Origin of the sequence: Sinomicrobium weinanense (assembly GCF_018863395.1) — a bacterium.
Taxonomy (GTDB): domain Bacteria; phylum Bacteroidota; class Bacteroidia; order Flavobacteriales; family Flavobacteriaceae; genus Sinomicrobium; species Sinomicrobium weinanense.
Window position 1 is genome coordinate 1 of the sequence record NZ_JAHKRR010000001.1, and the last position, 26092, is coordinate 26092.

The following is a 26092-nucleotide window of genomic DNA, read 5'->3' on the forward strand; positions in this document are numbered from 1 at the left end:
TCTGTAACAGACTGTCCGGCTTCCTGAGACTTTAAGATCTTGATGATCTGTGTTTCGGTGTGTCGTGTTTTTTTCATTACCCTAAATTTAAACGTTTTTCTAATTAAGAACGCTTTGTTTTTTAGGGGAGCCTTACAATTCTTCTTTTCTTTGATCAGGTTATTTGTATTCTCAATTTATTCGAAGTAACTGTTTGTGTTTTGACGTGAGAACCCCTGCTATAAAAAACATGATCAATATCATATTATTTTTATAAACCATTTAGCATCTTCGCATTTTATAATTACGCAGCATACTTTCAGCCGGGGAAACAAAAGGCAATTATGATCACTACAGATTTATTACTGGATTTCGGGGCAAAATTGGTGTCATACGATAAAGGAGACCGGATATTCCTTGAAAAACAAAGTGCACGGAACTACTACCAGGTACATTCCGGGGGTGTAAAAATGAACAATTTTAACGAGGAAGGAAAAGAATTCATACAGGGAATATTTCAGGAAAGCGAGAGCTTTGGAGAACCCCCGTTGTTTATCGATGTGACCTACCCGGCCAATGCGGAAGCACTTTCAGATACATATATTTATGTACTCCCCAAACCCTTTTTTTTCGATCTGTTGAATACACATCCCGAAGAACATCTGAAAATTACGGATACCCTGGCCCGGAGGTTATACTATAAAGCCATCATGGCCAGCGAATTGTCCAGTCAGGAACCGGAACACCGTATATTACGTATCCTGGATTACCTTAAAAAACATGTATACGGATTGGAAGCACCTTTTTCCTTTAAAGTAAACCTCACCCGCCAGCAGATCGCAGACCTTACGGGCCTTCGTGTGGAAACCGTGATCCGTGCCAGCAAATGCCTGGAAAAGAAAGGGGCGGTAAAGATCTTAAAGCGTAAACTCTACAGGTAGCGTCATTATGACTTAGATCATATGCTGCCATAAAAACGGGCTGTACTTTTATATCAAACATAAAAATACGGCTTATGCAACTCTATCAAACACTTTTTCTGAAATTCCGGGAGATGTATTACGCTTCCATTACCATAGGGATCATAGCGTCCAGTTGTATCGGCTCCATTGCGGCCATGCTTATTCTTATGAATGGTTACGGGATCTGGCAGATGTTACAGTTATTTCTCGTTGTAGCCGTGGCCATGGCGTATAATGCCACGGTCCTTGCCCAGTTGAGACCGAAGTTCATTTTCAACGCATTGTTGATTAGCTTGTCCACCAGTATGATGGTCATTACCGGTTACTTGTTGTTTTAGAAGGCTTCGGGCAACGCGGGGGACAGGACAAAAGAGTAGGGGGCGTTTTTATTGTACCTACGGATGCCGGTGACTCAATTACCGTTAAATGTCTTCAGGTTTTGAAAAAACAATATTCCCGTTGCAACGGGAAAAAGAATACTTCCGGAAAACAACAACAGGTAATAATGTTCAGGCAGGGGCCATTGCAGCCACAGTGCCACCCCCTTGTAAAAGATCAGGAACTCCGTAATAAAAAAACCGGCCAGGTAGATCCCGATAGCCCGGCGGGAAAGCGTCCATAACCTGAAATATGAAAAGAAAGCAAACAGGGCGAGGGAGATCACCCCCAGGAATGTCCAGTGCAGGTAGCCTATGATAAACCCGGGAGTGTGGTAAGCTATCTTTGCTATTTCGGGAACAGCAGAAAAACATTGTAACAGTAACTTCACAGCAAGGAGTGTGCCGCTTAATTTTAAAAGAAAAACAACACTCTTTGACAATCCCGTTTTTCCGCCGGAAAAGATCCGGGACGACCGGACTATATTAAAGAATACGGTATATGCCCATAACTGGATCACAGCCCCCAACAAACCGAGGACGTAAAAGATATGATGAGGTTCTGTCCATAACACGGACAAGAAAAAGCTGAGGATTATCCCCGTGTTCAGCATCCGGTAAAACAGGCGGGACCGTCCGGGGTTTACAGGCGCTTTTCGGGATTCGAGTATAAAAAACAGAAAGCCGCACAGCGCCATAAGGAACCAGCCGTTGTACTGGAAGTGCAGGTAGAAATAAATGGCAGTTTTGTACCATACCGACGTGCTTCCCAGGGTATTCATAATAAGCCCCAGGGCCCAGGGTCCCAGGCTGGAGACGACCATATAGTAAAGCCCCGCCTTTACACATTTAAATGAATATCTTTTGCGGTATCGTTGCGGGGTTTGACGGATAAAGAACCATGTAAAGGCGTAACTTACCAGGATAAACAGGGTGGAAAAGAAAATGGAGTAGGGGTGATAACCCCATAAGGGAAAAGTGGCCAGCATTCCGACAAGGGCCACCAGGGTTGCCCGGAAGATATTCCGGTATGTTTTGAATTGTTTGGTCTCCCGGAGAAACAGCCGGTAAATAACAGCGGTAAGCCCGATATACACCCATCCCAGAAGGGCAATATGGGAATGTGCGTGTACCATGTAGCGATAGTTGAAAGAGAAGTCCGCCAGGGGGTAAGCCCGTAGCAGGACACCCAGCAGGGCGGTCAGGAAGAAAAAGAAAAGAGCGATACGGGTATGGTTCTTTACGAGGTTCATAACATCAATCGGGCAATAGTTATCATGTTTTCCAGTTCGCAGAGTTCCCTGGAAAGACTGCCTGCACGCTTTGGAAGGTCTCCTTTCCGGGAAACGAGTTCCCGGATTTTCACGACCTCTTTTTCAGTACGGCTTCCGGCAGTTTTTCCGGTATAGTAATTATACATGAGTTCCTGTAATTGTCTTTTAATACGCTTAACTTCATCCGGCATGATCTTCCGGCCGGTACCGCGACCGGGATTTCCGGGGATTTCCGGGAAAACGGGGAATGCAATATAGTCAATAATCGATGAGATCTCCACGGCGGCTTTGTGTGCAATGACCACGGCTTCCAGAAGGGAATTCGAAGCGAGCCTGTTGGCACCGTGCAGGCCGCTGCAGGCACACTCACCGTTGGCATAGAGGTTTTTAACAGAGGTCTTACCCTGAAGGCTAATGGCAATACCACCACATTGATAATGGGCGGCCGGCATAACGGGAACAGGGGTTTTAAACAGGTCGAATCCCGTTTTCCGGCACCGGTCGGCTATGCCCGGAAAATGCCTGTGGAATTTTGTTTTGTCAAGATGACGGCAGTCCAGGTACACGCGGTTCATTTTGTTTTTCCCGTATTCCGAGAAAATGGCATGGCTCACGATGTCACGGGTAGCCAGTTCTCCCCTGGGGTGATAACGGAACAGAAACCGTTCTCCTTCCGCATTGATGATATATGCCCCGAAACCCCGTACGGCTTCCGAGATCAGAAAGGCAGGATTACTTTGCCCGGCGGCGAGCGCTGTGGGGTGGAACTGGTAAAAAGCCATATTCCCGATCTCTACCCCGGCCCGGGCGGCCATGGCAACCCCGTCCCCGGTAGCGATTTTCGGGTTGGTGGTGATCCTGAATACCTGTCCGCTTCCGCCAGTGGCCAGGAAGGTGATTTTTGCATAACTGCTTTTTATTTCCCCGTTGCCCGTATCCATATACCGGATACCGTAGCATTGGTTGTTCCGGACCAACAGGTCTACGGCAAACAGCCCGGGATAAAACGTAATGTTTTTATAGCTCCCGGCCCGGCGCAACAAGGCTTGAACGATGTCAAAACCGGTCCGGTCCCTGCAATGGAGGATGCGCGGCCGGGAATGTCCGCCTTCCAGGCCGAGGTCCCATTTCCCTTTTGTGTTCCGGTCAAAAGGTACTCCCCATTGCGCCAGTTCGGCGATGCGCTCCGGGGCGGCTTCTATAATAGCCCTGACAGCATTTTTGTTGCAGTGTCCCCGACCTGCTGTAAAGGTGTCCCTTATATGTTGCTCAAAAGAATCTGCCGTAAAATCCGTTACAGCGGCGATCCCGCCTTGTGCATAACGGGTATTGGTTTCCAGGGTATCGGCTTTGGAACAGACCCGGATGGAAACTCCGGGCCGGCGTTCGGCCAGTTGTATGGCAAATGACAGCCCGGCAATACCGGAACCGAGGATGAGTATATCGACAGGTTTCATCTGGACAGGCTTAGCATTTTCCGGATGGGGAGGAGCGCTTTTTCGAGCAGTGTTTCATCCACAAATATCTCGGGTGTCTCGTCCCGCAGGCAACGGTATAGCTTTTCTACGGTATTCACTTTCATAAAGGCACATTCGCTACAGGCGCAACTGTTGTCTTCGTGTGACGGAAGAGGGATGAATTGCTTGCCGGGGGATTCTTTTTCCAGTTGGTGTATGATACCTGCCTCCGTTCCTATAATGAAGGAAGTTGAATTGCTGTTCCGGATATATTCCCGTATTTGTGAGGTCGAACCTATGAAATGTGCGATCTGTAATACGGGTGCTTCGGATTCGGGGTGTACCACGATCTTTGCTTCCGGGTTTTTGCGATATAATTGTATGAGCTTTTCCTTCGAAAAAGCCTCGTGTACGATACAGGAGCCTTCCCACAATATCATATGGCGTCCTGTGATCTTATTGAGATAATTTCCGAGGTTTTTATCCGGTGCAAAAATAAGGGGCTGGTCTTCGGGTATGGAACGAATGATGTCTTCGGCGTTGGAGGAAGTACATACGTAATCGCTCATGGCCTTTATCCCGGCACCGGTGTTGATATAGCTTACCGTCTGGTGCCCGGGATACCTGGCACGGAAACGGGCAAACTCTTCGGGCCGGCAATGGTCGGCAAGCGAGCAGCCTGCGGAAAGGTCGGGAAGGAGCACTTTTTTATCCGGGTTCAGGATCTTTGCAGTTTCCGCCATAAAATATACCCCGGCAAAAACAATGACAGCGGCTTCTGTCCGGACAGCTTTACGGGCGAGGTCCAGGCTATCCCCTACAAAGTCGGCAAGGTCCTGTATGGCCTTGTCCTGGTAGCAATGGGCGAGGAGAAGCGCATTTTTGTCCTCCAGAAGCCTTTTGATCTCTTTATAATAAAAATTGTTATCCCGCATGGGTTGATTATTTTTGGTCTGGTTCAGAGGAGGATGGGGCCTTCTGTGCAATTCCGGCCCTGCATCACACTTAAAAATCTTTTCTCTCCGCTGTTTTTCTCATTCTCCACAGGGGCAACACTATCCACAGCAACAACATCAGGGAGGAAAGGATACTTCCCGTTGAAGTGCCGAAAAATTGTTTGAAAACAGCACCTGTATATCCGAGCAATGCGGATATATCGAGCTTCAGGAGGATGAGTATGCGCGACAGGTCTATGGGGTTGAGCACCGTAGCGGCCAGGGAAAATTTTTCCAGCGGGTATTCCTGGAAGCTGGCCAGCAGCAGCAAAAAAATACCGTCGTACACTACGGCCAGCAGCAACCATAACAATATGGCATAACCGAAGCCCTTGATCCTGTTTTCGTTAGATAGCGCAATATTAAATGCCAGAGAAGTAAAAATAAAGGTCAGGGCCACACCTGTGATCATTAATATGGCAAAATTCCAGATCATTGTCGAGCGGAAAAGACCGTATGCGGCAAACGGAATACCGAGCCCGAGAACGAGGCTCAGGGAAAGTGAGCCGGCGATGCCCAGGTACTGCCCGGTAAAAATGGCACTCCGCTTTAAGGGCTGGGCGAGAAGGAGGTTGGTAAATTCCCTGGAATTGTAGTGATACATCACCCCGAAAACGGTAGCGATAAGCGGTACCAGGATAATATTGACGTTCATAAGCGTTATAATGGCCCCGGAAAGATTGTTGTTGAGAAACAGCAACACCGCAGCCAGGAGCAGGTAGAACAGGAAATAAGCATAGCTCCACCTGCTGCGTACCAGGTCGAAAAAACTGTATTTGATGATTTTTAGCATGACGTTGCCGGGTTTAAGGTTCAATGTTCAAAGTTTAAGATTGGGAGCCGGGCAAGATCGAAGGGGAGGTTTGCCCCGGTCCCTGAGCGGAGTCGAAGGGAGCAACAGGCTTGCAATGGCATGTTCGAGGTCTTCCTGGCCTGTTTTTGTCCTTAATTGGGAGAGGGAGCCGTTGAAATAGATCTTCCCGTCGAGCAGGAATGCTATATTTTCGGCGATTTCCTCTACGAAACTCATAATGTGGGAGGTAACGAGTATGATCTTGCCTTGTGCCTTTTCCATGTTTATCCATTCCTTCAGGCGGATCAGGGATACGGGATCGAGCCCGGAAGAAGGTTCATCCAGGATCATTAAGGGGCTGTCGAACATAAAGGCCAGTATGAGGTTGACCTTCTGGCGGGTACCGCCGGACAGGGTGTTGAGTTTTTTATCCAGGAAAGGTTCCAGCCCGAAAAACCGGATCAGGGTCTCATCCCGTGCGGGTTTGTTCCGCAGGTCCTTGATCATTTTTATGAGTTCTTTTACTTTCAGGTTATCGGGAAAATCGGCGATCTGCGGCAGGTAATCGAGGTTTTCCCGGTACAGCACGTCCTTTTTAATATCCCTGCCGTTTATGGTTATGGTCCCCTTGTCGGGAATGGTCATTCCCAGTATGCTTTTTATCAGGGTCGTTTTCCCGGAGCCGTTGGGCCCCAGTATGGCGGTAACCCCCTTTTGATTTATTTGCAGGGAGAGGTTGTCCAGTACCTGGTTGCGACCGAAAGCCTTATTTAGATTTTGAATACTTACCATATAATTTTTTTCATTTCCGGAGCATTGTCCATCAGTCCGGGTGGTGTAAATACGGGGGTTACTTTTTCCGAAAAATCGAGCAGCCCGGTGAAAGTGCTGCGCAGCAATACAATAGCCTCGGGAATCCGGTTGGTCATATGAGAAAAGAGCTTTACCGGGCGGTAAGGCACATCGCCCGTACCGTCCCTGTTGAGATCATAGCCGTAATAATCACTCCAGTAGTTGTGGTCAAAGTTGTTTTCATTTATACGCCCGGAATACGAAAGGTCAAAAGTATTGTACAGGAAGTTGTTGCGGGAAAATGTATTGCTATAACAGGCTCCCTGGATTTTGACCGCATAACCGTTGTTTGCAAAATCGTTTTCTGTAAAGGTCATTCGCGACACTCCTTCTGCACGAACGCCCTGGGTGTTACTTTCGAAAGTGTTCCGGGTCAGTTCCGAATCCGTAATTTCTTTGAGGAGCAGGCCATAGGACGAAGGCCCCCAGTTTTTCCTGAAGGTGTTATCCCGCATTTTTATAAATTTTGAAAACATGACCGCAACTCCGGCACCGTTATTTTCAAAAAGGTTTTCTGTATAGGTATCGTGATTTGAAAACATAAAGTGCAGGCCGTACCGCAGGTTGTCAATGCTTTTGTTGTTCCGGATCTCTATGTTGTCTGAAAATTCCAGATAGATCCCGTCGCGTACGTTTTGTACGGTATTCCCGCTTACTTCCACATTGTTGGAATACCACAGCTGAATACCATTACCCGAGTTGTATTCATTCACGGCATCGCCCTTAATGGTGTTGTTCAGTACTTTTCCCTGCCTGGCCTTTTCGAGGTAAATGCCAAAGAAAAGCCGTTCCAGCGTATTGTTACGGATATTGAAATCCTTGCTTTTCACGACCCGTATTGCGGCATAATCGGTAGTGTAGCTGGTACCCACATTGACGAGGGTAAAACCGGCAAGGGTCACATTATCGCTCCGGATGGTAATAATTTCGCCTTTGTGCTCTCCATCGATAACAGGGTTGCCTTCTCCTGTAATGGTGAGGGGTTTGGTAATACCGATATTGTATTCCTTATATGTACCCGCCCGGACCTCAATGGTGTCAAACGGCTTTGCTTTTTCCACGGCCCGGGCGATGGTGGAGATCTCACAGGTTTTACAGACCTCCGTTTTTTGTGCAGACAGTACGGATGTCATAAGGAAAAACACCATCGTGATATGTGAAAACAGTTTGATCATTTGCGATGAAATTTTAATGGTCCCGTTTTTCTTCTTTTTTAAAGTGTGTCACCAGCTGTTCCCAATCGTAGAGTGTTCCGTCATGATTGGCCTGTGTTTCCCGGGCCTCCTGTTTTGAATGAAACCCGGAAAGGTTGGCCCCCATAGGGCTTGATATTTCCGGACTTATCAAATAGGTGGCGTTTGTGGCATCTATAAGTTCGCCGGGGTTTTTAAAGTCATTGACCAGGTATATCGACACGGGGCGGGCCGTGTTTTCCCGGGTGTAATTGAGCATACACTCAATGGCGTCGAATTTATATACACGGCCCTTATCGGTTACGATCTGCGCGGCGTGTTGTTTGTCTACGATGGTCATATTGCAGTATTGGCAATTATCGCTTCCGTAATTGATAGGTTTGGGCTTTATCTCGCAGGAGGTAAACCACATTAAAATTAATATTGAAAGTATGGGTTTCACGGTGTTGATCTTTAATGAAATTGAAAAGTGCATTTTGTTACGATGCTATGTTTTTACTCTTTTTCCCTATGAAAAAGGCCACAAGGGTCAATGTCATTCCTGCGAACATGAGGTAGCCCCCGGTGTGCGGCCAGGAATCCACATCGAAATTCAGCATTTTCTGATGTCCGAAAAGGGGTGGTTTGTAGGTCATGGGTCTACCATTGGGACGGGTCATTTTCATGATGGCATTCGGGTCTAAGTTGGTTCCGTAATCGTTGAGCCATAGGTTAAAATCGTACATGCCCAGAATACCGAGAACAGCCATAAGGCCGAACCATCCCAAAAACCACCAATGGTTTACTTTGCCGAAGAACCCCAGCAACCCTATTACAACACCCAGTGCCGCCATAGTGCCGATAACCAGGGGAAAGACCCGGAATTCCCACATTTCCCGTGGTTTCGGAATGGTCTGCATTCCTATATAGTGATTGAGACCATCGATATTTTGAATGTCAAATTCGCTTACCCCCTTAATGCCGTTTATATAAATATTCATCCCGAGAGGTTCCGGGTATTGCGGTGCGCCCAGCATAATATTCCAGAGGGGAAATTCGAAAAGCCCCAGGAGGAGGAGTGACCCCAGGATCATTAATATTCCAGCTTTTTTCATGTCTTGTCTTTTGTGAAAAAGCGGGAGCAGATTGGTTTTGCTCCCGCCTTTTCAGGAAACAGTAGCAATCATATCCTTATTCCTATCACCAGGTATGAGCATTATTCTCCGAGAGACCAGCTTAGTTTAATATCGGAATTTGCCGGTGAAACCCGCACATATCCCTGCATTTCCTGGTGTAGCGCAGAACAGAAATCGGTACAATAAAATGGCCATACCCCTACTTGCCCAGGTTCCCAGACCAGGGTCCTGGTTTGTCCCGGCATAATGAGCAATTCGGCATTATTGGCACCGATCATGGCGAAACCGTGAGGTACATCAAAGTCCTGCTCGTGGTTGGTGATGTGAAAGTATACTTTATCGCCAACCCTGATCCCTTCTATATTGTCCGGGGTAAAGTGGCTGCGTATCATTGACATATAAACATGAACTTCATTTCCATGACGTTCTACGCGGGTTTCGTCGCCGCCAAGCGCGGCAAATTCGTGCTTGTTGTCTTCCAGCCTGTATATTTTTTGTGACTCCGGGGCCAGTATTTCTGCGGGTATCCCGGCGGCATAATGGGGCTCTCCGTGCGTTGGAAAGTCCAGCAAGAGTTCCATTTTCTCTCCCGAGATGTCAAACAGCTGGGCCGAGTGCTCCAGTTCCGGGCCTGTAGGCAGGTACCTGTCTTTCGTGATCTTGTTCATGGCAACAGCGTATTTGCCGAAAGGTGCTGCCGAGTTTCCGCCGGGTATCATAACGTGGCCTACGGAATAATAGTTAGGTTGCCGGTCTATGACTTCGCGGGTTTCCACATTCCATTTTACCAGTTCCGAAGAGATAAAAAATGTGGTATAGGCATTTCCTTTCCCGTCAAATTCGGTATGCAGGGGGCCGAGCCCGCCGCTTTTTACCTGGCCGGCCAGAACGTCTTCGAATTTCAGGATGGGAATTCCGTAAGCGTCTCCGTCAAATTTCTCCGCTTCAATGGCTGCGATCATTTTGCCAAAGGAGTGGATGGTCAGGTCTGCCGAAAGTTTTCCGTTTCCTATAATGTATTTTCCTGTCGGGTCCACATCACACCCGTGGGGCGATTTTGGTGTGGGGAGAAGGAAAACGGCACCGGGCACTTTAGTGGGATCTACCATTAAAACCTCTTTTTTTATAGTGCTTTTGGCGCTGTGGGTACTATGGTCATACACATTATGGGCATATTCGGCGGGCATTTTTGTGCCCCCTCCGTTGTTTATGTATTCCTCGATCTTTTTCCAGTTTACGGCCGCGATGAAATCTTTGTCGTTTTGTGAAGCATTAACCTCCAGAAGTGTGTTGGCTTCTTCGGTATTATAGGTGGTAAAGAAAAACCAGCCGTGTGATTTCCCGCGCCCGGGATGTGACAGGTCATAATCAAATCCCGGCATCATGATCTGGAATTTCAGGTTCATCCTGCCGGTTTCCGGTGCTACTTCAATAAAGGACAAGGCGCCTTTAAAATTTCCCCTGTATTCTTTTATGGAAATATCCTTTTGAGGCACAGGTACAGAAAAACGGGTGCCGGCCACTACGTATTCGGTGTTTTCAGTGACAAAAGACGAGCTGTGGTTCCCTGCGCTGTTGGGCACTTCGATTATTTCATCGGTTTCGAAGGTCTTAAGGTCAATCCTTGCAATACGCGGGGTATTGTTCCCGTTTACAAAGATCCACCTTCCGTCGAGTTTTCCATCGGTCTGTGAAATATCAGGATGGTGCAGATCGTCCCAGGGAATAAATCCGTGAGAGGTGTTTAACATGGGTTTGGTTTCTTCCGAATACCCGTACCCGTTGGTGGGGAATTGTGAAAACACGGGAATTTCCTTAAACATTCTGCCCGACGGTAATCCGTATACGGTGAGGTTTCCGCTGTATCCTCCGGAAAAGAAGGCGTAAAACTCGTCGTGTTCCCCGGGCGGAACGTATACTTTTTCTGCGGCAGTAGAGGCCAAAGCCCCGCGATTGCCGTTGGGTGACTTGCTGTTATTGCAACCGCTAAACATAACGGCCATTAGCGCGAATATGGGTAAACTTTTGATTGTTAGTTTCATTGTTTTTAGATTTTCGATGATTTTTAAAGTGTTCTGAAATACTCCAAGATCTTTCTCGCCTCTTCTTCCGTAAGTCCCTGGTTGGCCATTGGCGATCCGTTATAGTCCATGAGCAATTGCTTTGCAATGGGATCTTCCTTGACCATGACTTCCGGGTTTAAGATCATATTCATAACCCATTCCGGGGAGCGGCGGTCCAGTACCCCCTGAGGTGCAGGGCCTATGAATTTCCTATCCGGTTTATGGCACAACATACATTTGCTTTTAAACAGTTCCTTTCCTGCCCGGGCCATAGCCTGATCTATTTCGGCGCCTAATGTTACGTTTTTAACCGGGCCTATACCTTTATTGTCCAGGCTCGTTATATCAGCGGCGGCCTTATTTTTGGCAACCTGATCTTCGGCTTTGACCTTTTTTTCAGTTTTTGTTCTTTCATACGTAAACTTTTCCTTTTTTTCCGGGGTGCCGCCACATGCCGTGAGCAGAATCCCGAAGAGCAGTAACATTGTTTTTTCAATAGTACTCATGTTCCGTGTTTTTGTTTGTGTAAATCGGTGTAAAGGTAGGAGGCGGGTTAGCGGGAAAATATGATTTCTGTCATATTCCCGTACTTAGAACATATTTTTGTAATCCTTATCATTTAAAACGGGTGTACCACAGACAAACCTTCAGACCCGTTGCCGGGTATTCACAGAAAAACCGTTTTTATTCCCGGGATGACTTAAGTCATGTTTTCCGCTTTGAGCGTCTTCTATATTTGCCGGATGTAGAACACGGCAGTTTTATTTGTCGCTATCCTTTTACTTGGCGGTTTTTATGTTGCGTTCAATGATCTGAACAGCGGTATACCGGGGCCGGTATGGAAATATATTTGACAGGTAGTATTCGACTTATACCGACTGGAACAATATCCCGGTCCGGGGACGAAATCTGTGTTTTCGGTTGAGTTATCCCGAAAACAATTTTAAAAAATTAATTGAGACCAAGAGACATGAAAAACAACATCATCAGAAACAGTATACAAAAATCACTTTCCTATAAAGCCTATACCGAACTGGTAAAACAACTGGCTTCCGGGAGAAAGACCACAGGACCGGAACAAACGGAGGTACGTATAAATTTTACAAAACTGAATGCCAGCAGAATGCGCCGGATCGACAAAACCCTGGTTATTCCGGAAAAGGCGATGAGGAGTTTTAAAAACATAGATAAAAAACAGACCTGGCTCGTCATCATGGAAAGCTGGTGTGCCGACGGGGCGCAGACGATTCCTGTTTTAAATAAGATCTGTGAAGTAGTTCCCGGTATTGATCTCCGCATCGTCATGCGGGACGAAAACCCGGAGCTGATGGACCTGTTTTTAACAGACGGCACACGTTCCATACCCAAACTTATCATACTGGATAATGAACTTAATGTGGTCCATACCTGGGGGCCAAGATCGCGAACAGCGGCGAATATGGTGGCTGCCTACAAAGGTCAGAACGGAAAAATCGACGACGCTTTTAAGGAATCCCTACAGGTATGGTACAATAAAGATAAGGGAACAGCCATCATTGAAGATCTGGTGGAATTGGCAGAAAGCAGGATGGCTTCGGAAAATAAGGAATAAACGGATTAAGATAGTACAGCGTATAAAAAAGCCCTGCTTTTCTGTACATGATATTTATCATCTCCCGGGAACATATCAGTGCTGATATTTGCACCTTTTCCTCTGAATAAACCCTAAAAGATGATACACAACTTTCATATTCCCGTAATGGGACTGGCCTATACGATCGATACCCCGCTGCGGGTGGCTTCTTATGGAATAGATTCGGTAATTTCTATTGTAGATGACGAACTTGCGGAAAAAATGAGGGCGTTTTTCTGTAAAAAATACAGTCTGCCCTACACCCCGATCCCGACAAAAATACAGGATTACCGGGCCCGGCGAATTACGGGCTATCTCGACCTGATGGATAAACTGGTAAAGGAAAAGTTTAAAAAATTTTCCGAAGAGCTTTCCACGAACAGGCACGAACTTGAAAAATTTGTCACCATGCTTCCGAAAACATCGGTGATAAAGAAAAAACTGGAAAATCTTTCTTCCGACAGGTTTTTCGGCAGGGCCGGAAAGGTCATCAGGGACTACCTGTCTCCGGGAGCCATAGATGTGAACATTATGACGAAGGTCGATAAAACGAATTACCGGGGTAAAACAGCCCTGCCTTCCCTGTATAATGATGCCCATGCGGCTTTACGGGGATTTGCCAATAGCACGCTTAATTCATCTTTAGTGCTCTCCGCCGGGATGAACCCTTCACTTTACAGCTATGTGGGCACTTTCAAAGATTTCTTTCCCGACCGGGAAGGTGTGCTGAAAAAGAAAATAGTGCTGAAGGTAAGCGATTTTCGTTCTGCCATGATACAGGGGCGCTTTCTGGCCAAAAAAGGGATCTGGGTCTCCGAATACCGTGTTGAATCGGGACTCAACTGCGGGGGCCATGCCTTCGCCACAGACGGGTTGCTTTTGGGACCGATCATGGAAGAATTTGCAGAACGACGGCAGGAACTCGCAAAAACAGCCCACGAATTACTGGTAAAAGCACTGGAAGATAAAGGCATCCGTGCCCCCGAATCGCCTATGGACATCCGTATCACCGTGCAAGGGGGAGTAGGGACTTTCGAAGAGCACGAGTTCCTGTTGCAACACTATAAAGCGGATTCCGTAGGCTGGGGGTCGCCCTTTTTGCTGGTTCCCGAAGCGACCTCCACAGATAGGGCAACACGCAAACTGCTGGCCGGGGCCGGAGAGGACGACCTCTACAGGAGCAATATATCGCCGCTGGGCGTCCCCTTCAATACCGTAACCGGAACTACGAACGATTATTTTAAGGCACAACGGATAAAAGCCAACAGGGCAGGGAGTTCATGCCCCAAAAAACTCCTGGCGCTCAATCCGGAGTTTGGTAAGGAAGGAATCTGTACGGCGTCGAGAAAATATCAGCAGGCCAAGTTAAAGGAAACAGAACCGGAACAGGGTGGGATCAGCCAGGAAATACTGAAACGCCGCAGGGAGATAACCGCCAAATCCTGTTTATGCGTAGGCCTGGCTAATCCTGCCTATCTCGAAAAAAATATGGAGATCAGGGGAGAGCAACAGGGGGTGGTTATATGCCCGGGCCCTAATATCGCTTATTTTCATAAGGAGGTCTCGCTCCGGGAGATGGTCCGTCACATCTATGGTTACACTTCCGTACTGAAAAAAGAAAGCCACAGGCCCCACATGTTCATTAAAGAAATACAATTGTACATCGATTACCTGACCAAGGAGATCGAAGAAGAGACCGGCACCACAACAAGGGCCGGGCTTAAACGATGGCATGCATTTAAGAACAACCTGTTATTGGGAATAGCGTATTATGAAGACCTGTTTACACGGACCTCCTTTTTCGGCAGTGACCGGGAAAGTATAAAAGCCCGGCTGGCCGGTCTTAAAGCCGGCGTAAGGGGAATTAAAATTCCCGAACCGGTTTAATCCGGAAGTTTCAATAACGGAAATTCAAGTTACTTTAAGTTTATGATCTCCCCGGGTGACCATGGTATCGCCACTTTTTCGAACATGACCTCTATCATAAAATAAGATACTTATAAAGGACAAATTTGTACGGTGAAAATTCGGGACCGTCCTAAGGCCCGGGAAAATTTTGTTCGAGCAGGATGAATTTATCCGATCTGATTTCGGTATCGTAACCACCTGCTGGTTTGTATTTCAACTGACATTAAAAAACAAAAAACAACGAGAAAATGGAAGCATTAATGAACAAACAGATCGGTGAATTCGTAGCTGAAGATTACAGGACAGCTGCCGTTTTCACGAAATACGGCATTGACTTTTGCTGTAAAGGCGATCGCACCATAGATGAAGTGTGTACCAAAAAGGGGATTGACAAAACCGTTTTGCTGGACAGCCTGAGTACGGTACTGAACACGCAACCCGACCAGGCTATCGATTACAGGTCATGGCCTCTGGACCTTTTGACGGATTATATCGAGAAAAAGCACCATCGCTATGTAGAAGATACCATTCCCGTACTCCTGCAGTTCCTGGATAAACTGAGAAGGGTGCACGGGGAACGTCATCCGGAACTGTTCAAGGTGTATGAACTGTTTACCGAAACGGCCGGGGCGTTAAGCCGGCATATGAAAAAGGAAGAACTTGTACTGTTCCCGTATATCAGGAAAATGTTTAAAGCGAAACTCAACGATAATACTGTTGAAGCGTCACATTTCGGCCGGGTGGAAAACCCCATTGCGGTGATGAAACACGAACACGACGAAGAAGGAGAGCGTTTCAGGGAGATTGCCCGGACAACCGGTAATTACACCCCTCCGCAGGATGCGTGTAATACCTACAGGGTGGCGTTTGCGATGCTGGACGAGTTTGAGAAAGACCTGCACCTCCACATTCATCTCGAGAACAATATCCTTTTCCCCGGAGCCGTAAAACTTCAGGACACCGTGGTATAGAAATGGCCCCCGGAACCCGGGGAGGAGAGTCCGGCTTTTGTTTCCGCGGGAGTAGGGGTTTTGGCAGTATAGAGATAACACTGCTCGCATCTGTCCATATCCGTAGATGAAATTACGAAATATAAGCTGATAAATGTCATGTTATTTCCTGCTGCTGTTTGGCACCTTTGCTGCAAAATCATTGCATTATGGAGAATACGGACCGGGTTTGTTTTCATTGCGGCGCTTCCTGTACCGGTACACCGATAGTCCGTGAGAACAGGGATTTTTGCTGTTCCGGCTGCAGGACGGTGTATGACATTCTTTCGGAGAATGGCCTGGAGGGCTATTACAGCATGGATAGAACCCCCGGAGCCCGTCCGGGGGAGGTTTCCGGCAAATACGATTTTCTGGACAATGAGGCCATTGCGGAAAAATTGCTGGAATTTTACGAAGACAACATACAGGTTGTGAACCTCCGCATTCCGGGAATACATTGCAGCTCCTGTATATGGGTGCTGGAAAATTTAAAAAGACTCAACAAGGGGATAAGGTATTCCCAGGTAGACTTTCCCGGAAAAGAACTGAGGATATCCTATGACAGCAGGCATGTTTCACTGAAGGAAGTAGTATGGCTACTCGGTTCCATAGGGTATGAACCTCGTATAAGTCTTGAAAATTACGAAGACAAGCCCGTTGCGGAAAACAGGGCACTCCTGTATAAACTGGGGATCGCCGGATTTGCTTTCGGCAATGTGATGTTGTTGTCCTTCCCCGAGTATTTCGAAATGGGGGAATTCTGGCTGGAGCAGTACAAGCCGTTCTTCCGCTGGCTGATGTTTGCACTTTCCCTGCCCGCCGTTTTTTATGTGGCCGGCGATTATTTTGTGTCCTCCTACCGTAGTCTCCGTTCCGGATTGCTTAATATCGATGTTCCCATAGCCCTGGGGATCGCGGTGATGTTCCTGCGGAGTACGGCAGATATTGTTTTCGGGTATGGCCCCGGTTTTTTTGACAGTCTCACGGGGCTGATCTTTTTTATGACTATCGGGAAATACCTTCAGCAAAGGACTTACGCCTCTCTTTCCTTCGAACGGGATTACAAATCGTATTTTCCCATCGCGGTAACGCGGATCTCTGGGGAAAGGGAAGAGGCCGTACAGCTATACGATATAAAAAAGGGGGACAGGCTCCTTATACGCAATGAAGAACTCATCCCCGTGGATTGCAGGCTGATAAAAGGCAATGCCCTGATCGATTACAGTTTTGTCACGGGAGAGGCCCGTCCCGTATCCAGATCTCCCGGGGCTAAATTGTTTGCCGGGGGCAGGCAGGTTTCGGGACTGGTGGAGGTGGAGGCCGTGCGTTCCGTATCACAAAGCTATCTCACGAAACTGTGGTCCAGCAATACTTTTAAAGAAAAGAAAGAAGAGCGTTATACAAACATCACCAACACCGTAAGCAGGTATTTTACCCCTGTGGTACTGACTGTGGCATTGCTGTCATTGAGCTATTGGCTGTGGCTCGGAAAAACGGATACGGCCTTCAATGCTTTTACCGCAGTCCTTATCATCGCCTGCCCCTGTGCCCTGGCCCTGTCGGCCCCGTTTGCCCTCGGCAACCTGCTTCGTATTTTCGGCAGGAGGAAATTCTACCTTAAGAACGCTTCGGTCATAGAACGGCTGGCAACGATAGATACCGTCATTTTCGATAAGACCGGGACCATTACGTCCGCCAGGGAGGGGAGCATAACCTACGAGGGAGAACCATTGAACCGGACGGAGGAAGACATGCTTAAAAGTACGCTCCGGAATTCTGCCCATCCTCTCAGCAGGCAACTCTACACCATATTGAAAAGCAATAACATTCTCACTCCCGACGAGTATGAGGAATGCATAGGAAAAGGAATAGAAGCGACTTACCGGGAACAGCATATTCGCATAGGTTCCGGGGCGTTTGCCGGAAATGAGGACCGGGAATCCTCTCCGAAAACAAGTGTCCATATCAATACGAACAACAGGTACAGGGGAAAGTTCATTTTCGGAAACAGGTACAGGCAAGGACTTTCTTCCCTGTTCCGGAAATTGTCCGGTAAATATCGTCTGGTTATCCTCAGTGGTGATAATGAAAGCGAGCGCAAGACCCTGGAAAAAATGTTGCCGCCCGGTGTACAGATGTGCTTTAACCGGAAACCGGAACACAAGTTGAACTATGTAAGACAATGTCAGCAAAACGGGGCCCGGGTGATGATGGTCGGCGACGGGCTCAATGATGCCGGGGCCCTGCAACAAAGTAATGCCGGGGTGGTTATTGCCGAAGATACCAACGCCTTTTCCCCGGCTTGTGACGCCATTCTCGATGCTTCGCGATTTCGGGAGATCCATGAGTTTCTCAGGATATCCAAAAAGGGAATGCAGGTGGTAAAAATAAGTTTTGCACTGTCCTTTCTCTACAATATCGCGGGGCTGTCCTTTGCGGTGACCGGGAAATTATCCCCGGTGATCGCAGCGATCCTGATGCCGCTGAGCTCCGTGACCATCGTGATATTCGTGACCCTGCTGACCAATTTCATCGGCAGAGAACCAAATAATCCATGAACCGGCAATCAAAAAAACCAAACATGATTTTAATCATGTTTTGCCCGGAAGACTACAGGTAATTTTGTTTCGGAAAACAATTGATATGAGTGTTATCTACATACTAATAACCGTAAGTATTATCGTAGCTGCCGTATTTCTCATCGCTTTTATCACTGCGGTGAGGAGCGGGCAGTATCGCGACAGTTACACCCCGTCGGTACGCATGCTTTTCGAAGACGAACTGGTTGAAGACGACCAATCCTGCAATACGGAGAATAAACAATCATCATAAATATGGAAATAGAGCAGTTTTACTACGATAACAAAATTGTGCGGAAATTTTTGCTGGCCACCATGTTCTGGGGCATCATCGGGATGACGGTAGGCCTGTTGCTCGCCTTTTTGTTTTTGTTCCCCAACCTCACCGGGGGGATCCCCTGGCTTAGCTTCGGACGTTTGCGGCCGCTACATACCAACGCGGTGATCTTTGCCTTTGTGGGCAATGCCATTTTTGCCGGGGTTTATTATTCGCTGCAACGCCTGCTGAAAGCGAGGATGTACAGTGATTTTCTGAGCAATTTCAACTTCTGGGGATGGCAGCTTATTATCCTTTCCGCTGCGATTACACTTCCCCTCGGTTACACGACTTCCAAGGAGTACGCCGAACTCGAATGGCCCATAGACATAGCCATAGCCGTGGTGTGGGTGGCCTTCGGGGTCAATATGATCGGTACCGTATTAAAACGGCGGCAAAGGCATTTGTATGTGGCGATCTGGTTTTACCTGGCCACTTTTGTCACCGTGGCCGTACTGCATATATTCAACAGCCTGGAAGTTCCGGTCAGCGGTCTTAAGAGTTATTCCGTTTACGCGGGAGTACAGGATGCCCTGGTACAGTGGTGGTACGGGCACAATGCCGTGGCTTTCTTTCTCACCACGCCTTTCCTGGGGCTAATGTACTATTTTGTACCGAAAGCGGCCAACAGGCCCATATATTCTTATAAATTATCTATTGTTCACTTCTGGTCGCTCATATTTATCTATATCTGGGCCGGGCCGCACCATTTGTTGTATTCTTCCCTTCCGGACTGGGCACAGAACCTCGGGGTGGTCTTTTCCATTATGCTTATCGCCCCTTCCTGGGGAGGGATGATCAATGGCTTGCTTACGCTTCGCGGGGCCTGGGACAAGGTGCGTACGGACCCGGTATTGAAATTCATGGTCGTAGCCATCACCGGGTATGGGATGGCCACTTTTGAAGGACCGATGCTCTCCCTGAAGAATGTCAATGCCATAGCCCACTTTACCGACTGGGTTATCGCTCACGTACATGTGGGGGCACTGGCGTGGAATGGTTTCCTCACCTTCGGGATGATATACTGGCTGGTCCCCAGAATGTTCAAAACAAGGTTGTATTCCACGGGGCTTGCCAATTTCCACTTCTGGATAGGAACACTCGGGATCGTATTGTATACCCTGCCCATGTATGTGGCCGGATTTGTGCAGGCCTCCATGTGGAAACAGTTCAACCCGGACGGGACACTTGTCTATGGAAACTTTCTGGAAACCGTGACCCAGATCATCCCGATGTACTGGATGCGTGCCATAGGCGGTTCGCTCTATATCGTCGGAGCCCTGATTGGTTGCTATAATATTATAGTAACCATACGAAAAGGAAAAAAAGTCAATGACGAACTGGCCGAAGCTCCCGCCCTGCAACGGGTGAAGAAAGGAAAACTGATAGGAGAAGGCTTCCATACCTGGCTGGAGCGAAGGCCGGTTCAGCTTACTGTCCTGGCTACCATTGCCATCCTCATCGGGGGCATCGTGGAAATTGTACCTACGCTTATGGTAAAATCCAATATCCCCACGATCACCAGTGTAAAACCCTATACACCCCTGGAACTGGAAGGCCGGGACATTTATATCCGTGAAGGGTGTGTAGGCTGTCATTCACAAATGGTACGTCCGTTCCGGAGCGAGGTGGAACGGTACGGGGAGTATTCCAAATCGGGCGAATACGTCTACGACCACCCCTTCCTCTGGGGAAGCAAACGGACCGGGCCGGACCTGTTGCGCGTGGGCGGGAAATATTCGGACAACTGGCACTTTAACCATATGTGGGACCCGCAGAGCACATCGTCGGGGTCTATTATGCCCGGTTATAAGTGGCTTATCAGGAATAAGCACGATCGCGATAATATAGAAGGCAAGATGAAAGCCATGGTCTCCCTGGGCGTACCCTATACCGACGAGGATATTGCACGTGCCCGGGAAAATATGGACAAACAGGCCGCGATGATAGAAAAAAGCCTGCACAACGACCCGGATTTTGTCAGGGCTTATGAAGAAGACAAACAGGCCGCCCTGGAAAACGGGGAGGAATTTACGGAAATGAAGGACCGGGAGATCGTAGCGCTCATCGCTTACCTGCAACGATTGGGCACCGATATCAAAATAAAGGACGAAAGTATCACCGATAAAAATCAATAGCCATGTTAACATATATCAAGGACCATATGGCGAGTATCGCCGGGATTGAGATCTATCCCATCATCTCGCTGTCCATCTTTTTTCTCTTTTTCGCGGGCCTGTTCTTGTGGGTCTTTACCGCGAGGAAGGAATATATAGAAAATGTAAAGCAAATTCCGTTGGAACCGGAGGAAAACGAGCAATTATGAGAACATTTTCATCTTATCTCAGGGTCATAGCCATAGTAGCCGTAGTATTCGGGGCTGCGGAATATTTTATCGATTCCGGGGACAAGCCCGCCTTTATCGAATACCCGGAAGTGTTGCTCTTTATGCTGGTATTTACCATCCTTCTCGTGGCCGTGGAAGCCGTATTGGCTGCACTGCGGCGCCTTACCGAGGTGATGATGACGGAAGAACAACGGGAAGCAAAGGCCGAAAAAGAAGTGTGGTACCGGAAATGGTACAAAAAGCTGACCAGGTCCAGACCGATGGAAGAGGAAGGCGAAATTTTACTGGACCACAATTACGACGGTATCCGGGAACTCGACAACTCCCTGCCGCCCTGGTGGCTGTACGGGTTTTACCTGTCTATCGTCTTTGCCGTGGTTTACCTGGTGCGGTTTCACGTTTTTGACGGAGCAGACCAGACCGAAGAATTCCGAAATGAAATAGCCAGGGCAGAAGAAGCGATCGCGAGGTATAAGGAAACGGCAAAAGACCTGGTCGATGCCAATACGGTAACCCTGCTTACGGAAGCCGACGATCTCGAAGCCGGGAAAAGCGCATTCCAGGCCAATTGTGTGGCCTGTCATATGGCAGACGGAGGAGGAGGAATAGGCCCGAACCTGACCGATACCCACTGGATATTGGGAGGGGGGATTAAAAATGTATTCCACACCATTTCCGAAGGCGGCCGTTCCGGGAAAGGGATGATCGCCTGGAAACAGACACTCAGACCGCGTGAGATACAGCAGGTGGCCAGTTATGTACTCGCCCTGCAGGGGACGACCCCGGCAAATCCCAAGGAGCCGGAAGGCGAAGTGTGGAAAGCGGAACAGGAATAAAAAAAGGGCTGCCCAAAGGGGTTTTGTTAGTTAAGGGTGTCGAACAACGTATGCCCGTTATTCACTATTACGGGGCAGCCCTTTATTCATAGCATAAGCCTTGTATAAAGGCAAATCCGAAAAATGTACGGATGATACAGGAAAATGACAATTTCAGGGATTCGTTAGGAACCGTAAATAAAGAAGGAAAAAGGGCATGGGTCTTCCCTAAAAAGCCCTCCGGCAGGTATTACACCTGGCGGACATGGGTGAGCTATGCCTTGCTGGTCTTTTTGATCCTGGCCCCCTTTATCAAGATAAACGGCAACCAGTTCCTACTGTTTAACGTACTGGAAAGACGCTTCCACATATTCGGGTTTCCCTTCTGGCCGCAGGACTTTTACCTGTTTGTCCTGTCCATGATTATCGGTGTGGTTTTCCTGGCGCTGTTCACCGTAGCATTCGGAAGGATATTCTGCGGATGGATCTGCCCGCAGACCATTTTTATGGAAATGGTCTTCAGGAAGATCGAATACCGGATCGAAGGCGACCGCGGGGCGCAAATGCGGCTGGACAGGCAGCCCTGGAATGCCGAAAAGATCAGGAAGCGCCTGTTGAAATGGAGTGTTTTCGTGCTCATATCCTTTGGTATTGCCAATGTTTTCCTGGCGTATCTCATAGGAGGGGATGTAGTGTTGGAATATATAAAGGAAAGCCCTGCCGGTCATCTGGGCACCTTTATTCCCCTGCTGATCTTTACGGGGGTGTTCTATTTCATCTTTGCCTGGTTCAGGGAACAGGTGTGTATCATCGCCTGTCCCTACGGAAGACTGCAGGGGGTATTACTGGACGAAAAATCCATAGTAGTGGCCTATGACCACAAAAGGGGAGAAGGAAAAAACGGAAGAAAGAAGTTCAGGAAGACCGAAGACAGGAAGGCCCTGGAACATGGCGATTGTATTGACTGCCTGCAATGTGTACAGGTATGCCCCACCGGGATAGACATCCGCAACGGCACCCAGCTGGAATGTGTGAACTGCACGGCCTGTATCGATGCCTGCGACCATATTATGGAAAAAGTAGGCTATCCGAAAGGGCTTATCCGGTATGCCAGCGAAGAAAATATCCGTACAAAAACCCCTTTCCGGGTTACGGCGAGAATGAAAGGTTATGCTGCCGTATTGTTCATACTGATGGGCCTGCTTACCGGATTGCTGTTTCTCAGGAATGAAGTGGAAGTGACCCTGCTTCGCGTACCCGGGCAACTGTTCGGCCGCGAAGGGGCAAACGTTATCAGCAATGTTTATACCTACAAGGCCGTAAACAAGACCACGGCAGAGATAGACAGTGTCACTTTCAGGCTGCTCTCCCACGAAGGAGAGGTAAAACCGGTGTCGGGAGCGCGTTTTCATATACCCGGGCAGGGCATGGCCGAAGGGACCCTGTTTATAAAGTTACCGCAATCGCAACTGGAAGGCGACAAAACAAGGCTTAAACTCGGGCTCTACCGGAAGGACAAACAAATAGAAACCGTAACAGTGAACTTTCAGGGGCCGGTGAGTTATAGATGATACATTTACGGAAACAAGTTTTTAGAAAAGAAATAGCGTTTGGTTTTTAGTTGGCAGTCGGGCTGTCGTCCCGTATCGGATAGGTTTATGGTCCGAAATGTTTAGTCTGTTTACAGGGACGGCAGCCTTTTAACATCCCCGACAGGCTGGGAAAATAATGAAAAGAGATAGTATCAAACAAAATCCATTGTGATGAGACACTTAAAAATAAACTGGGGTACGGCTGTCGTACTGGCTTTTATAGGATTTATCGTATTCATTCTCTCCTTTGTGATCCGGATGAATACACAAAAGAAATACGACCATCAGCTGGTAACAGAGGCCTATTATGCCAGGGAACTTTCTTTCCAGGAGGATATGGACCGCGAGCAAAAGACCCGCAGGGAGGGGATGGACCCCCGTATTGAAAGAACGAAGAAGGGAATTCATATTGATTTTCCGGATCATCTGAAGCCTGAAGAAATTTCCGGAAGCATATCCTTATACAGACCTTCGGACAGTAAAGAAGATTTTGAGATCTCCGTGAAGCTTTCCGGAAGAAGACTGATAATTCCGGACGAAAAGTTACTCCCCGGAAGGTGGAATGTAGAGATAGACTGGCAGTACGGCGAAAACCACTACCTGACCCATAAAAAAATAATGTATTGATAATAAGCAGTTGATGAGTATGGGAGTTGGTTAGTTTTACTTCCAAAACTCCTACTTCGACAAGCTCAGTAACATGTACTTCGGCAAATTCAATAATATCTAAACTCCAAAACTAAAAAAATGCTGCTATCTGCAATTTTACTGGGTATGGCCGGAGGCTTTCACTGCGTAGGCATGTGTGGCCCCATAGCTTTTATGCTTCCGCTGGACCGGGGAAACCCGAAGAACAAGCTGTGGCAACTCGGGAGTTATCATCTCGGAAGGATTGTATCGTATACGGCTATCGGGTTGTTGTTCGGTATGCTGGGACTGGGATTCCGGCTGTTCGGGATACAGCAGCAGCTGTCGATTGGTATAGGGGTCGTAATGATCGTCCTGGTATGGCTTCCGCGTATAAAATTATCGCCCGGTTTTTTGGTGAAATGGTATTACCGGGCTGTTTCCGGGGTAAAGAACCGCCTGGGAGCGGCACTGCGAAAGCAGGCCCCGGGAACATTTTTTCTGTCAGGTATTCTTAATGGTCTGCTCCCCTGCGGATTGGTCTATATGGCCGTACTGGCGGCCATGACCACTGCCGGGATATGGGAAGGCGGATTGTATATGGCGCTTTTCGGGCTGGGTACCGTGCCGCTGATGACCGCCGTGGTATACCTGGGGAACGTACTCAAACAGAAAACAAGACAAAAAGTTCAGCGGTTGATCCCCGTATTTGTAGTGTTTATGGGGTGCCTGTTTATCCTTCGCGGGCTCGGACTGGGCATTCCGTATATATCCCCGGCGCCCGTGGTGGGGGAAGTGTCCTATAAGGTAAAATGTCATTAAACGGTAGCGCTGAATATCCGGGTTTCCGGTTTATTCCGTTGTAATTTCAGGTCAAAGGCCATACATACGTTACGAACAAACGGTTTTCCGGCAGGGGTGATCTCAATATGGTCTCCGGAAATCTCAACGATCTTGTCTTTCTCCATTTCTGCCAGCCGGGTAAGTACCCCGGGCAGATCGTGAAATTGCAGGTCAGGGGTTTCCCAGGAAGTCCGGAAGTTGCACATCAGGTTTAAAATATGCCGGCGTATGATAAGGTCCTCTTCGTTGGAAATGTGTCCCTTTTGTACAGGTAAAATACCGTTATTTACCAGGTCGTAGTATGCTTCCACACTCTTGACATTCTGGGCGAAGCCATACCAGCTATCGCTTATGGCCGAGATTCCGAGGCCGATCAGGAGCCGGGTCTTTGACGTGGTATATCCCATGAAATTCCGGTGAAGGGATCGGTTTTTCAGGGCTTGCCAGAGGCTATCGGAAGGCAGTGCAAAATGGTCCATACCGATTTCGGTATACCCGGCTTCCGCAAATAGTTTTTTCCCCGTTTCGTAGAAATTCCTTTTTTTCTGCCCCGAAGGCAGGTCACATTCCTGAAATCCCCTCTGGCCGTTTCCTTTGAGCCACGGGACATGAGCGTAACTGTAAAATGCAATTCTTTCCGGCATCAGCGCTTTGGTTTTGGCTATGGTGCCGGTGATGTCCCCGATGGTTTGAAAAGGAAGTCCGTAAACCAGGTCATGACTGATGGAAGTATACCCGGTTTCCCGTGCGGTTTTTGTGATCTTAAGTACATTTTCAAAAGGTTGTACCCTGTGGATGGCGCGTTGTACTTCCGGAGAATAATCCTGTACCCCGAAACTGACCCTTCTGAATCCCAGGTCGTACAGGGTACGGAGATGGGCTTCAGTGGTATTGTTAGGGTGTCCTTCAAAACCGAATTCGTAGTCCGTGGCTTTCTCCGCATATTTAAAAACACCTTTGATGAGGGTTTTTAGATTTTCCGGGGAGAAAAAGGTGGGGGTTCCCCCGCCGAGGTGGAGTTCCTTTATTTTCGGGATGTTCCCCAGTGCCTCTACATACAATTTCCACTCTTTTAACAATGCCTTGATATAAGGCTCTTCTACCTCGTGCCTTCTGGTAATACGCTTATGGCAGGCACAGAAAGTGCACAGGCTTTCGCAGAACGGCAAATGGATATAAAGACTTATTTCCCGGGCGGTGTCTCCCGCTGCAAAAGACCTCTTTAATGACGAAAGCCAGCCTTTACAGGAAAAGCTCCCCTGATCCCAATAAGGAACAGTGGGATAACTGGTATACCTGGGGCCTGCAACGTTGTATTTCCGGATCAGATCGTCTTTCATCTTCAATGGTTTTGAGCTCAAAAGTATAGATCAGGATTATTTCGGAATATGATATTTATCAGCA

The 26092-nt window shown here is 48.0% G+C and carries 24 protein-coding genes; 13 read left to right on the forward strand and 11 right to left on the reverse strand.

The annotated features are described in order from the left end of the window. Positions 1–323 precede the first annotated feature (323 nt). Both KN811_RS00005 and KN811_RS00010 read left to right on the forward strand, forming a co-directional pair. Positions 324–920 carry a Crp/Fnr family transcriptional regulator gene (locus tag KN811_RS00005; protein WP_187967427.1) on the forward strand — a complete coding sequence of 199 codons (597 nt, stop codon included), beginning with the start codon at positions 324–326 and terminating at the stop codon, positions 918–920. A 74-nt stretch (positions 921–994) separates the two neighbouring features. Then, the gene (locus tag KN811_RS00010) at positions 995–1279 is read left to right on the forward strand and encodes a hypothetical protein (RefSeq protein ID WP_187967428.1); all 285 of its coding nucleotides are present in this window, start codon (positions 995–997) and stop codon (positions 1277–1279) included. Positions 1280–1353: 74 nt separating this feature from the next. Here the strand turns inward: KN811_RS00010 and KN811_RS00015 are convergent, their stop codons facing one another. The 10 genes from KN811_RS00015 to KN811_RS00060 all read right to left on the reverse strand — a co-directional run bounded on the left by KN811_RS00015 (position 1354) and on the right by KN811_RS00060 (position 11566). After that, the gene (locus KN811_RS00015; protein WP_187967429.1) at positions 1354–2571 is read right to left on the reverse strand and encodes a hypothetical protein; all 1218 of its coding nucleotides are present in this window, start codon (positions 2569–2571) and stop codon (positions 1354–1356) included. Continuing rightward, positions 2568–4049, reverse strand: a complete 1482-nt coding sequence (gene nadB / locus KN811_RS00020; protein WP_187967430.1) for an L-aspartate oxidase — start codon at positions 4047–4049, stop codon at positions 2568–2570. The genes KN811_RS00015 and nadB overlap by 4 nt, the downstream gene beginning before the upstream one ends. After that, positions 4046–4984: a quinolinate synthase NadA gene (gene nadA, locus KN811_RS00025; protein ID WP_187967431.1), complete on the reverse strand. Its 939-nt coding sequence runs from the start codon at positions 4982–4984 to the stop codon at positions 4046–4048. The genes nadB and nadA overlap by 4 nt, the downstream gene beginning before the upstream one ends. Positions 4985–5054: 70 nt before the next feature. Further along, positions 5055–5837: an ABC transporter permease gene (locus KN811_RS00030; RefSeq protein ID WP_187967432.1), complete on the reverse strand. Its 783-nt coding sequence runs from the start codon at positions 5835–5837 to the stop codon at positions 5055–5057. 27 nt (positions 5838–5864) lie between these two features. Then, positions 5865–6629, reverse strand: a complete 765-nt coding sequence (locus KN811_RS00035) for an ABC transporter ATP-binding protein (RefSeq protein ID WP_187967433.1) — start codon at positions 6627–6629, stop codon at positions 5865–5867. Beyond that, positions 6623–7864 carry a nitrous oxide reductase family maturation protein NosD gene (locus KN811_RS00040; RefSeq protein ID WP_187967434.1) on the reverse strand — a complete coding sequence of 414 codons (1242 nt, stop codon included), beginning with the start codon at positions 7862–7864 and terminating at the stop codon, positions 6623–6625. The genes KN811_RS00035 and KN811_RS00040 overlap by 7 nt, the downstream gene beginning before the upstream one ends. A 13-nt stretch (positions 7865–7877) precedes the next feature. Next, complete coding sequence (locus KN811_RS00045; protein ID WP_247716375.1) at positions 7878–8294, reverse strand: nitrous oxide reductase accessory protein NosL; 417 nt, start codon at positions 8292–8294, stop codon at positions 7878–7880. A 67-nt stretch (positions 8295–8361) separates the two neighbouring features. Continuing rightward, the gene (locus tag KN811_RS00050) at positions 8362–8976 is read right to left on the reverse strand and encodes a hypothetical protein (RefSeq protein ID WP_187967436.1); all 615 of its coding nucleotides are present in this window, start codon (positions 8974–8976) and stop codon (positions 8362–8364) included. 101 nt (positions 8977–9077) lie between these two features. After that, a complete protein-coding gene (gene nosZ / locus KN811_RS00055) occupies positions 9078–11000 on the reverse strand; it encodes a Sec-dependent nitrous-oxide reductase (RefSeq protein WP_425596684.1) in 1923 nt (640 codons plus the stop codon). Between the two features lie 62 nt (positions 11001–11062). Then, entirely contained in the window at positions 11063–11566 is a 504-nt protein-coding gene (locus KN811_RS00060) for a c-type cytochrome (protein WP_187967438.1), read from the reverse strand. 464 nt (positions 11567–12030) lie between these two features. On the opposite strand from KN811_RS00060, the gene KN811_RS00065 reads away from it, so the two are divergent. The 11 genes from KN811_RS00065 to KN811_RS00115 all read left to right on the forward strand — a co-directional run bounded on the left by KN811_RS00065 (position 12031) and on the right by KN811_RS00115 (position 24667). Continuing rightward, complete coding sequence (locus tag KN811_RS00065; protein WP_187967439.1) at positions 12031–12651, forward strand: thioredoxin family protein; 621 nt, start codon at positions 12031–12033, stop codon at positions 12649–12651. A 120-nt stretch (positions 12652–12771) separates the two neighbouring features. Continuing rightward, positions 12772–14559: a hypothetical protein gene (locus KN811_RS00070; RefSeq protein WP_216334632.1), complete on the forward strand. Its 1788-nt coding sequence runs from the start codon at positions 12772–12774 to the stop codon at positions 14557–14559. Between the two features lie 269 nt (positions 14560–14828). Then, a complete protein-coding gene (gene ric / locus KN811_RS00075; RefSeq protein ID WP_187967453.1) occupies positions 14829–15551 on the forward strand; it encodes an iron-sulfur cluster repair di-iron protein in 723 nt (240 codons plus the stop codon). A gap of 188 nt (positions 15552–15739) precedes the next feature. Continuing rightward, positions 15740–18127 carry a heavy metal translocating P-type ATPase gene (locus tag KN811_RS00080; protein WP_187967454.1) on the forward strand — a complete coding sequence of 796 codons (2388 nt, stop codon included), beginning with the start codon at positions 15740–15742 and terminating at the stop codon, positions 18125–18127. 85 nt (positions 18128–18212) lie between these two features. Beyond that, the gene (gene ccoS, locus KN811_RS00085) at positions 18213–18401 is read left to right on the forward strand and encodes a cbb3-type cytochrome oxidase assembly protein CcoS (RefSeq protein WP_187967455.1); all 189 of its coding nucleotides are present in this window, start codon (positions 18213–18215) and stop codon (positions 18399–18401) included. Between the two features lie 2 nt (positions 18402–18403). Further along, positions 18404–20602 carry a cytochrome-c oxidase, cbb3-type subunit I gene (gene ccoN / locus KN811_RS00090; RefSeq protein WP_187967456.1) on the forward strand — a complete coding sequence of 733 codons (2199 nt, stop codon included), beginning with the start codon at positions 18404–18406 and terminating at the stop codon, positions 20600–20602. A gap of 2 nt (positions 20603–20604) precedes the next feature. Next, complete coding sequence (locus KN811_RS00095; RefSeq protein ID WP_187967457.1) at positions 20605–20790, forward strand: CcoQ/FixQ family Cbb3-type cytochrome c oxidase assembly chaperone; 186 nt, start codon at positions 20605–20607, stop codon at positions 20788–20790. Next, positions 20787–21647 carry a cbb3-type cytochrome c oxidase N-terminal domain-containing protein gene (locus tag KN811_RS00100; RefSeq protein WP_187967458.1) on the forward strand — a complete coding sequence of 287 codons (861 nt, stop codon included), beginning with the start codon at positions 20787–20789 and terminating at the stop codon, positions 21645–21647. Before KN811_RS00095 ends, KN811_RS00100 begins: the two co-directional genes overlap by 4 nt. A gap of 131 nt (positions 21648–21778) precedes the next feature. Next, complete coding sequence (gene ccoG / locus KN811_RS00105) at positions 21779–23197, forward strand: cytochrome c oxidase accessory protein CcoG (protein WP_187967459.1); 1419 nt, start codon at positions 21779–21781, stop codon at positions 23195–23197. Between the two features lie 192 nt (positions 23198–23389). After that, complete coding sequence (locus KN811_RS00110; RefSeq protein ID WP_187967460.1) at positions 23390–23845, forward strand: FixH family protein; 456 nt, start codon at positions 23390–23392, stop codon at positions 23843–23845. Between the two features lie 120 nt (positions 23846–23965). Beyond that, positions 23966–24667: a sulfite exporter TauE/SafE family protein gene (locus tag KN811_RS00115; protein ID WP_187967461.1), complete on the forward strand. Its 702-nt coding sequence runs from the start codon at positions 23966–23968 to the stop codon at positions 24665–24667. Here the strand turns inward: KN811_RS00115 and hemN are convergent. Beyond that, complete coding sequence (gene hemN, locus KN811_RS00120) at positions 24664–26028, reverse strand: oxygen-independent coproporphyrinogen III oxidase (protein ID WP_187967462.1); 1365 nt, start codon at positions 26026–26028, stop codon at positions 24664–24666. The two genes, KN811_RS00115 and hemN, sit on opposite strands and share 4 nt — an antisense overlap. Positions 26029–26092 lie beyond the last annotated feature (64 nt).

Coding starts and splice junctions, on each gene's coding strand:
- KN811_RS00005 (WP_187967427.1), top strand. CDS start 324: ATGATCACTACAGATTTATTACTGGATTTCGGGGCAAAATTGGTGTCA.
- KN811_RS00010 (WP_187967428.1), top strand. CDS start 995: ATGCAACTCTATCAAACACTTTTTCTGAAATTCCGGGAGATGTATTAC.
- KN811_RS00015 (WP_187967429.1), bottom strand. CDS start 2,571: ATGAACCTCGTAAAGAACCATACCCGTATCGCTCTTTTCTTTTTCTTC.
- nadB (WP_187967430.1), bottom strand. CDS start 4,049: ATGAAACCTGTCGATATACTCATCCTCGGTTCCGGTATTGCCGGGCTG.
- nadA (WP_187967431.1), bottom strand. CDS start 4,984: ATGCGGGATAACAATTTTTATTATAAAGAGATCAAAAGGCTTCTGGAG.
- KN811_RS00030 (WP_187967432.1), bottom strand. CDS start 5,837: ATGCTAAAAATCATCAAATACAGTTTTTTCGACCTGGTACGCAGCAGG.
- KN811_RS00035 (WP_187967433.1), bottom strand. CDS start 6,629: ATGGTAAGTATTCAAAATCTAAATAAGGCTTTCGGTCGCAACCAGGTA.
- KN811_RS00040 (WP_187967434.1), bottom strand. CDS start 7,864: ATGATCAAACTGTTTTCACATATCACGATGGTGTTTTTCCTTATGACA.
- KN811_RS00045 (WP_247716375.1), bottom strand. CDS start 8,294: ATGTGGTTTACCTCCTGCGAGATAAAGCCCAAACCTATCAATTACGGA.
- KN811_RS00050 (WP_187967436.1), bottom strand. CDS start 8,976: ATGAAAAAAGCTGGAATATTAATGATCCTGGGGTCACTCCTCCTCCTG.
- nosZ (WP_425596684.1), bottom strand. CDS start 11,000: ATGGCCGTTATGTTTAGCGGTTGCAATAACAGCAAGTCACCCAACGGC.
- KN811_RS00060 (WP_187967438.1), bottom strand. CDS start 11,566: ATGAGTACTATTGAAAAAACAATGTTACTGCTCTTCGGGATTCTGCTC.
- KN811_RS00065 (WP_187967439.1), top strand. CDS start 12,031: ATGAAAAACAACATCATCAGAAACAGTATACAAAAATCACTTTCCTAT.
- KN811_RS00070 (WP_216334632.1), top strand. CDS start 12,772: ATGATACACAACTTTCATATTCCCGTAATGGGACTGGCCTATACGATC.
- ric (WP_187967453.1), top strand. CDS start 14,829: ATGGAAGCATTAATGAACAAACAGATCGGTGAATTCGTAGCTGAAGAT.
- KN811_RS00080 (WP_187967454.1), top strand. CDS start 15,740: ATGGAGAATACGGACCGGGTTTGTTTTCATTGCGGCGCTTCCTGTACC.
- ccoS (WP_187967455.1), top strand. CDS start 18,213: ATGAGTGTTATCTACATACTAATAACCGTAAGTATTATCGTAGCTGCC.
- ccoN (WP_187967456.1), top strand. CDS start 18,404: ATGGAAATAGAGCAGTTTTACTACGATAACAAAATTGTGCGGAAATTT.
- KN811_RS00095 (WP_187967457.1), top strand. CDS start 20,605: ATGTTAACATATATCAAGGACCATATGGCGAGTATCGCCGGGATTGAG.
- KN811_RS00100 (WP_187967458.1), top strand. CDS start 20,787: ATGAGAACATTTTCATCTTATCTCAGGGTCATAGCCATAGTAGCCGTA.
- ccoG (WP_187967459.1), top strand. CDS start 21,779: ATGATACAGGAAAATGACAATTTCAGGGATTCGTTAGGAACCGTAAAT.
- KN811_RS00110 (WP_187967460.1), top strand. CDS start 23,390: ATGAGACACTTAAAAATAAACTGGGGTACGGCTGTCGTACTGGCTTTT.
- KN811_RS00115 (WP_187967461.1), top strand. CDS start 23,966: ATGCTGCTATCTGCAATTTTACTGGGTATGGCCGGAGGCTTTCACTGC.
- hemN (WP_187967462.1), bottom strand. CDS start 26,028: ATGAAAGACGATCTGATCCGGAAATACAACGTTGCAGGCCCCAGGTAT.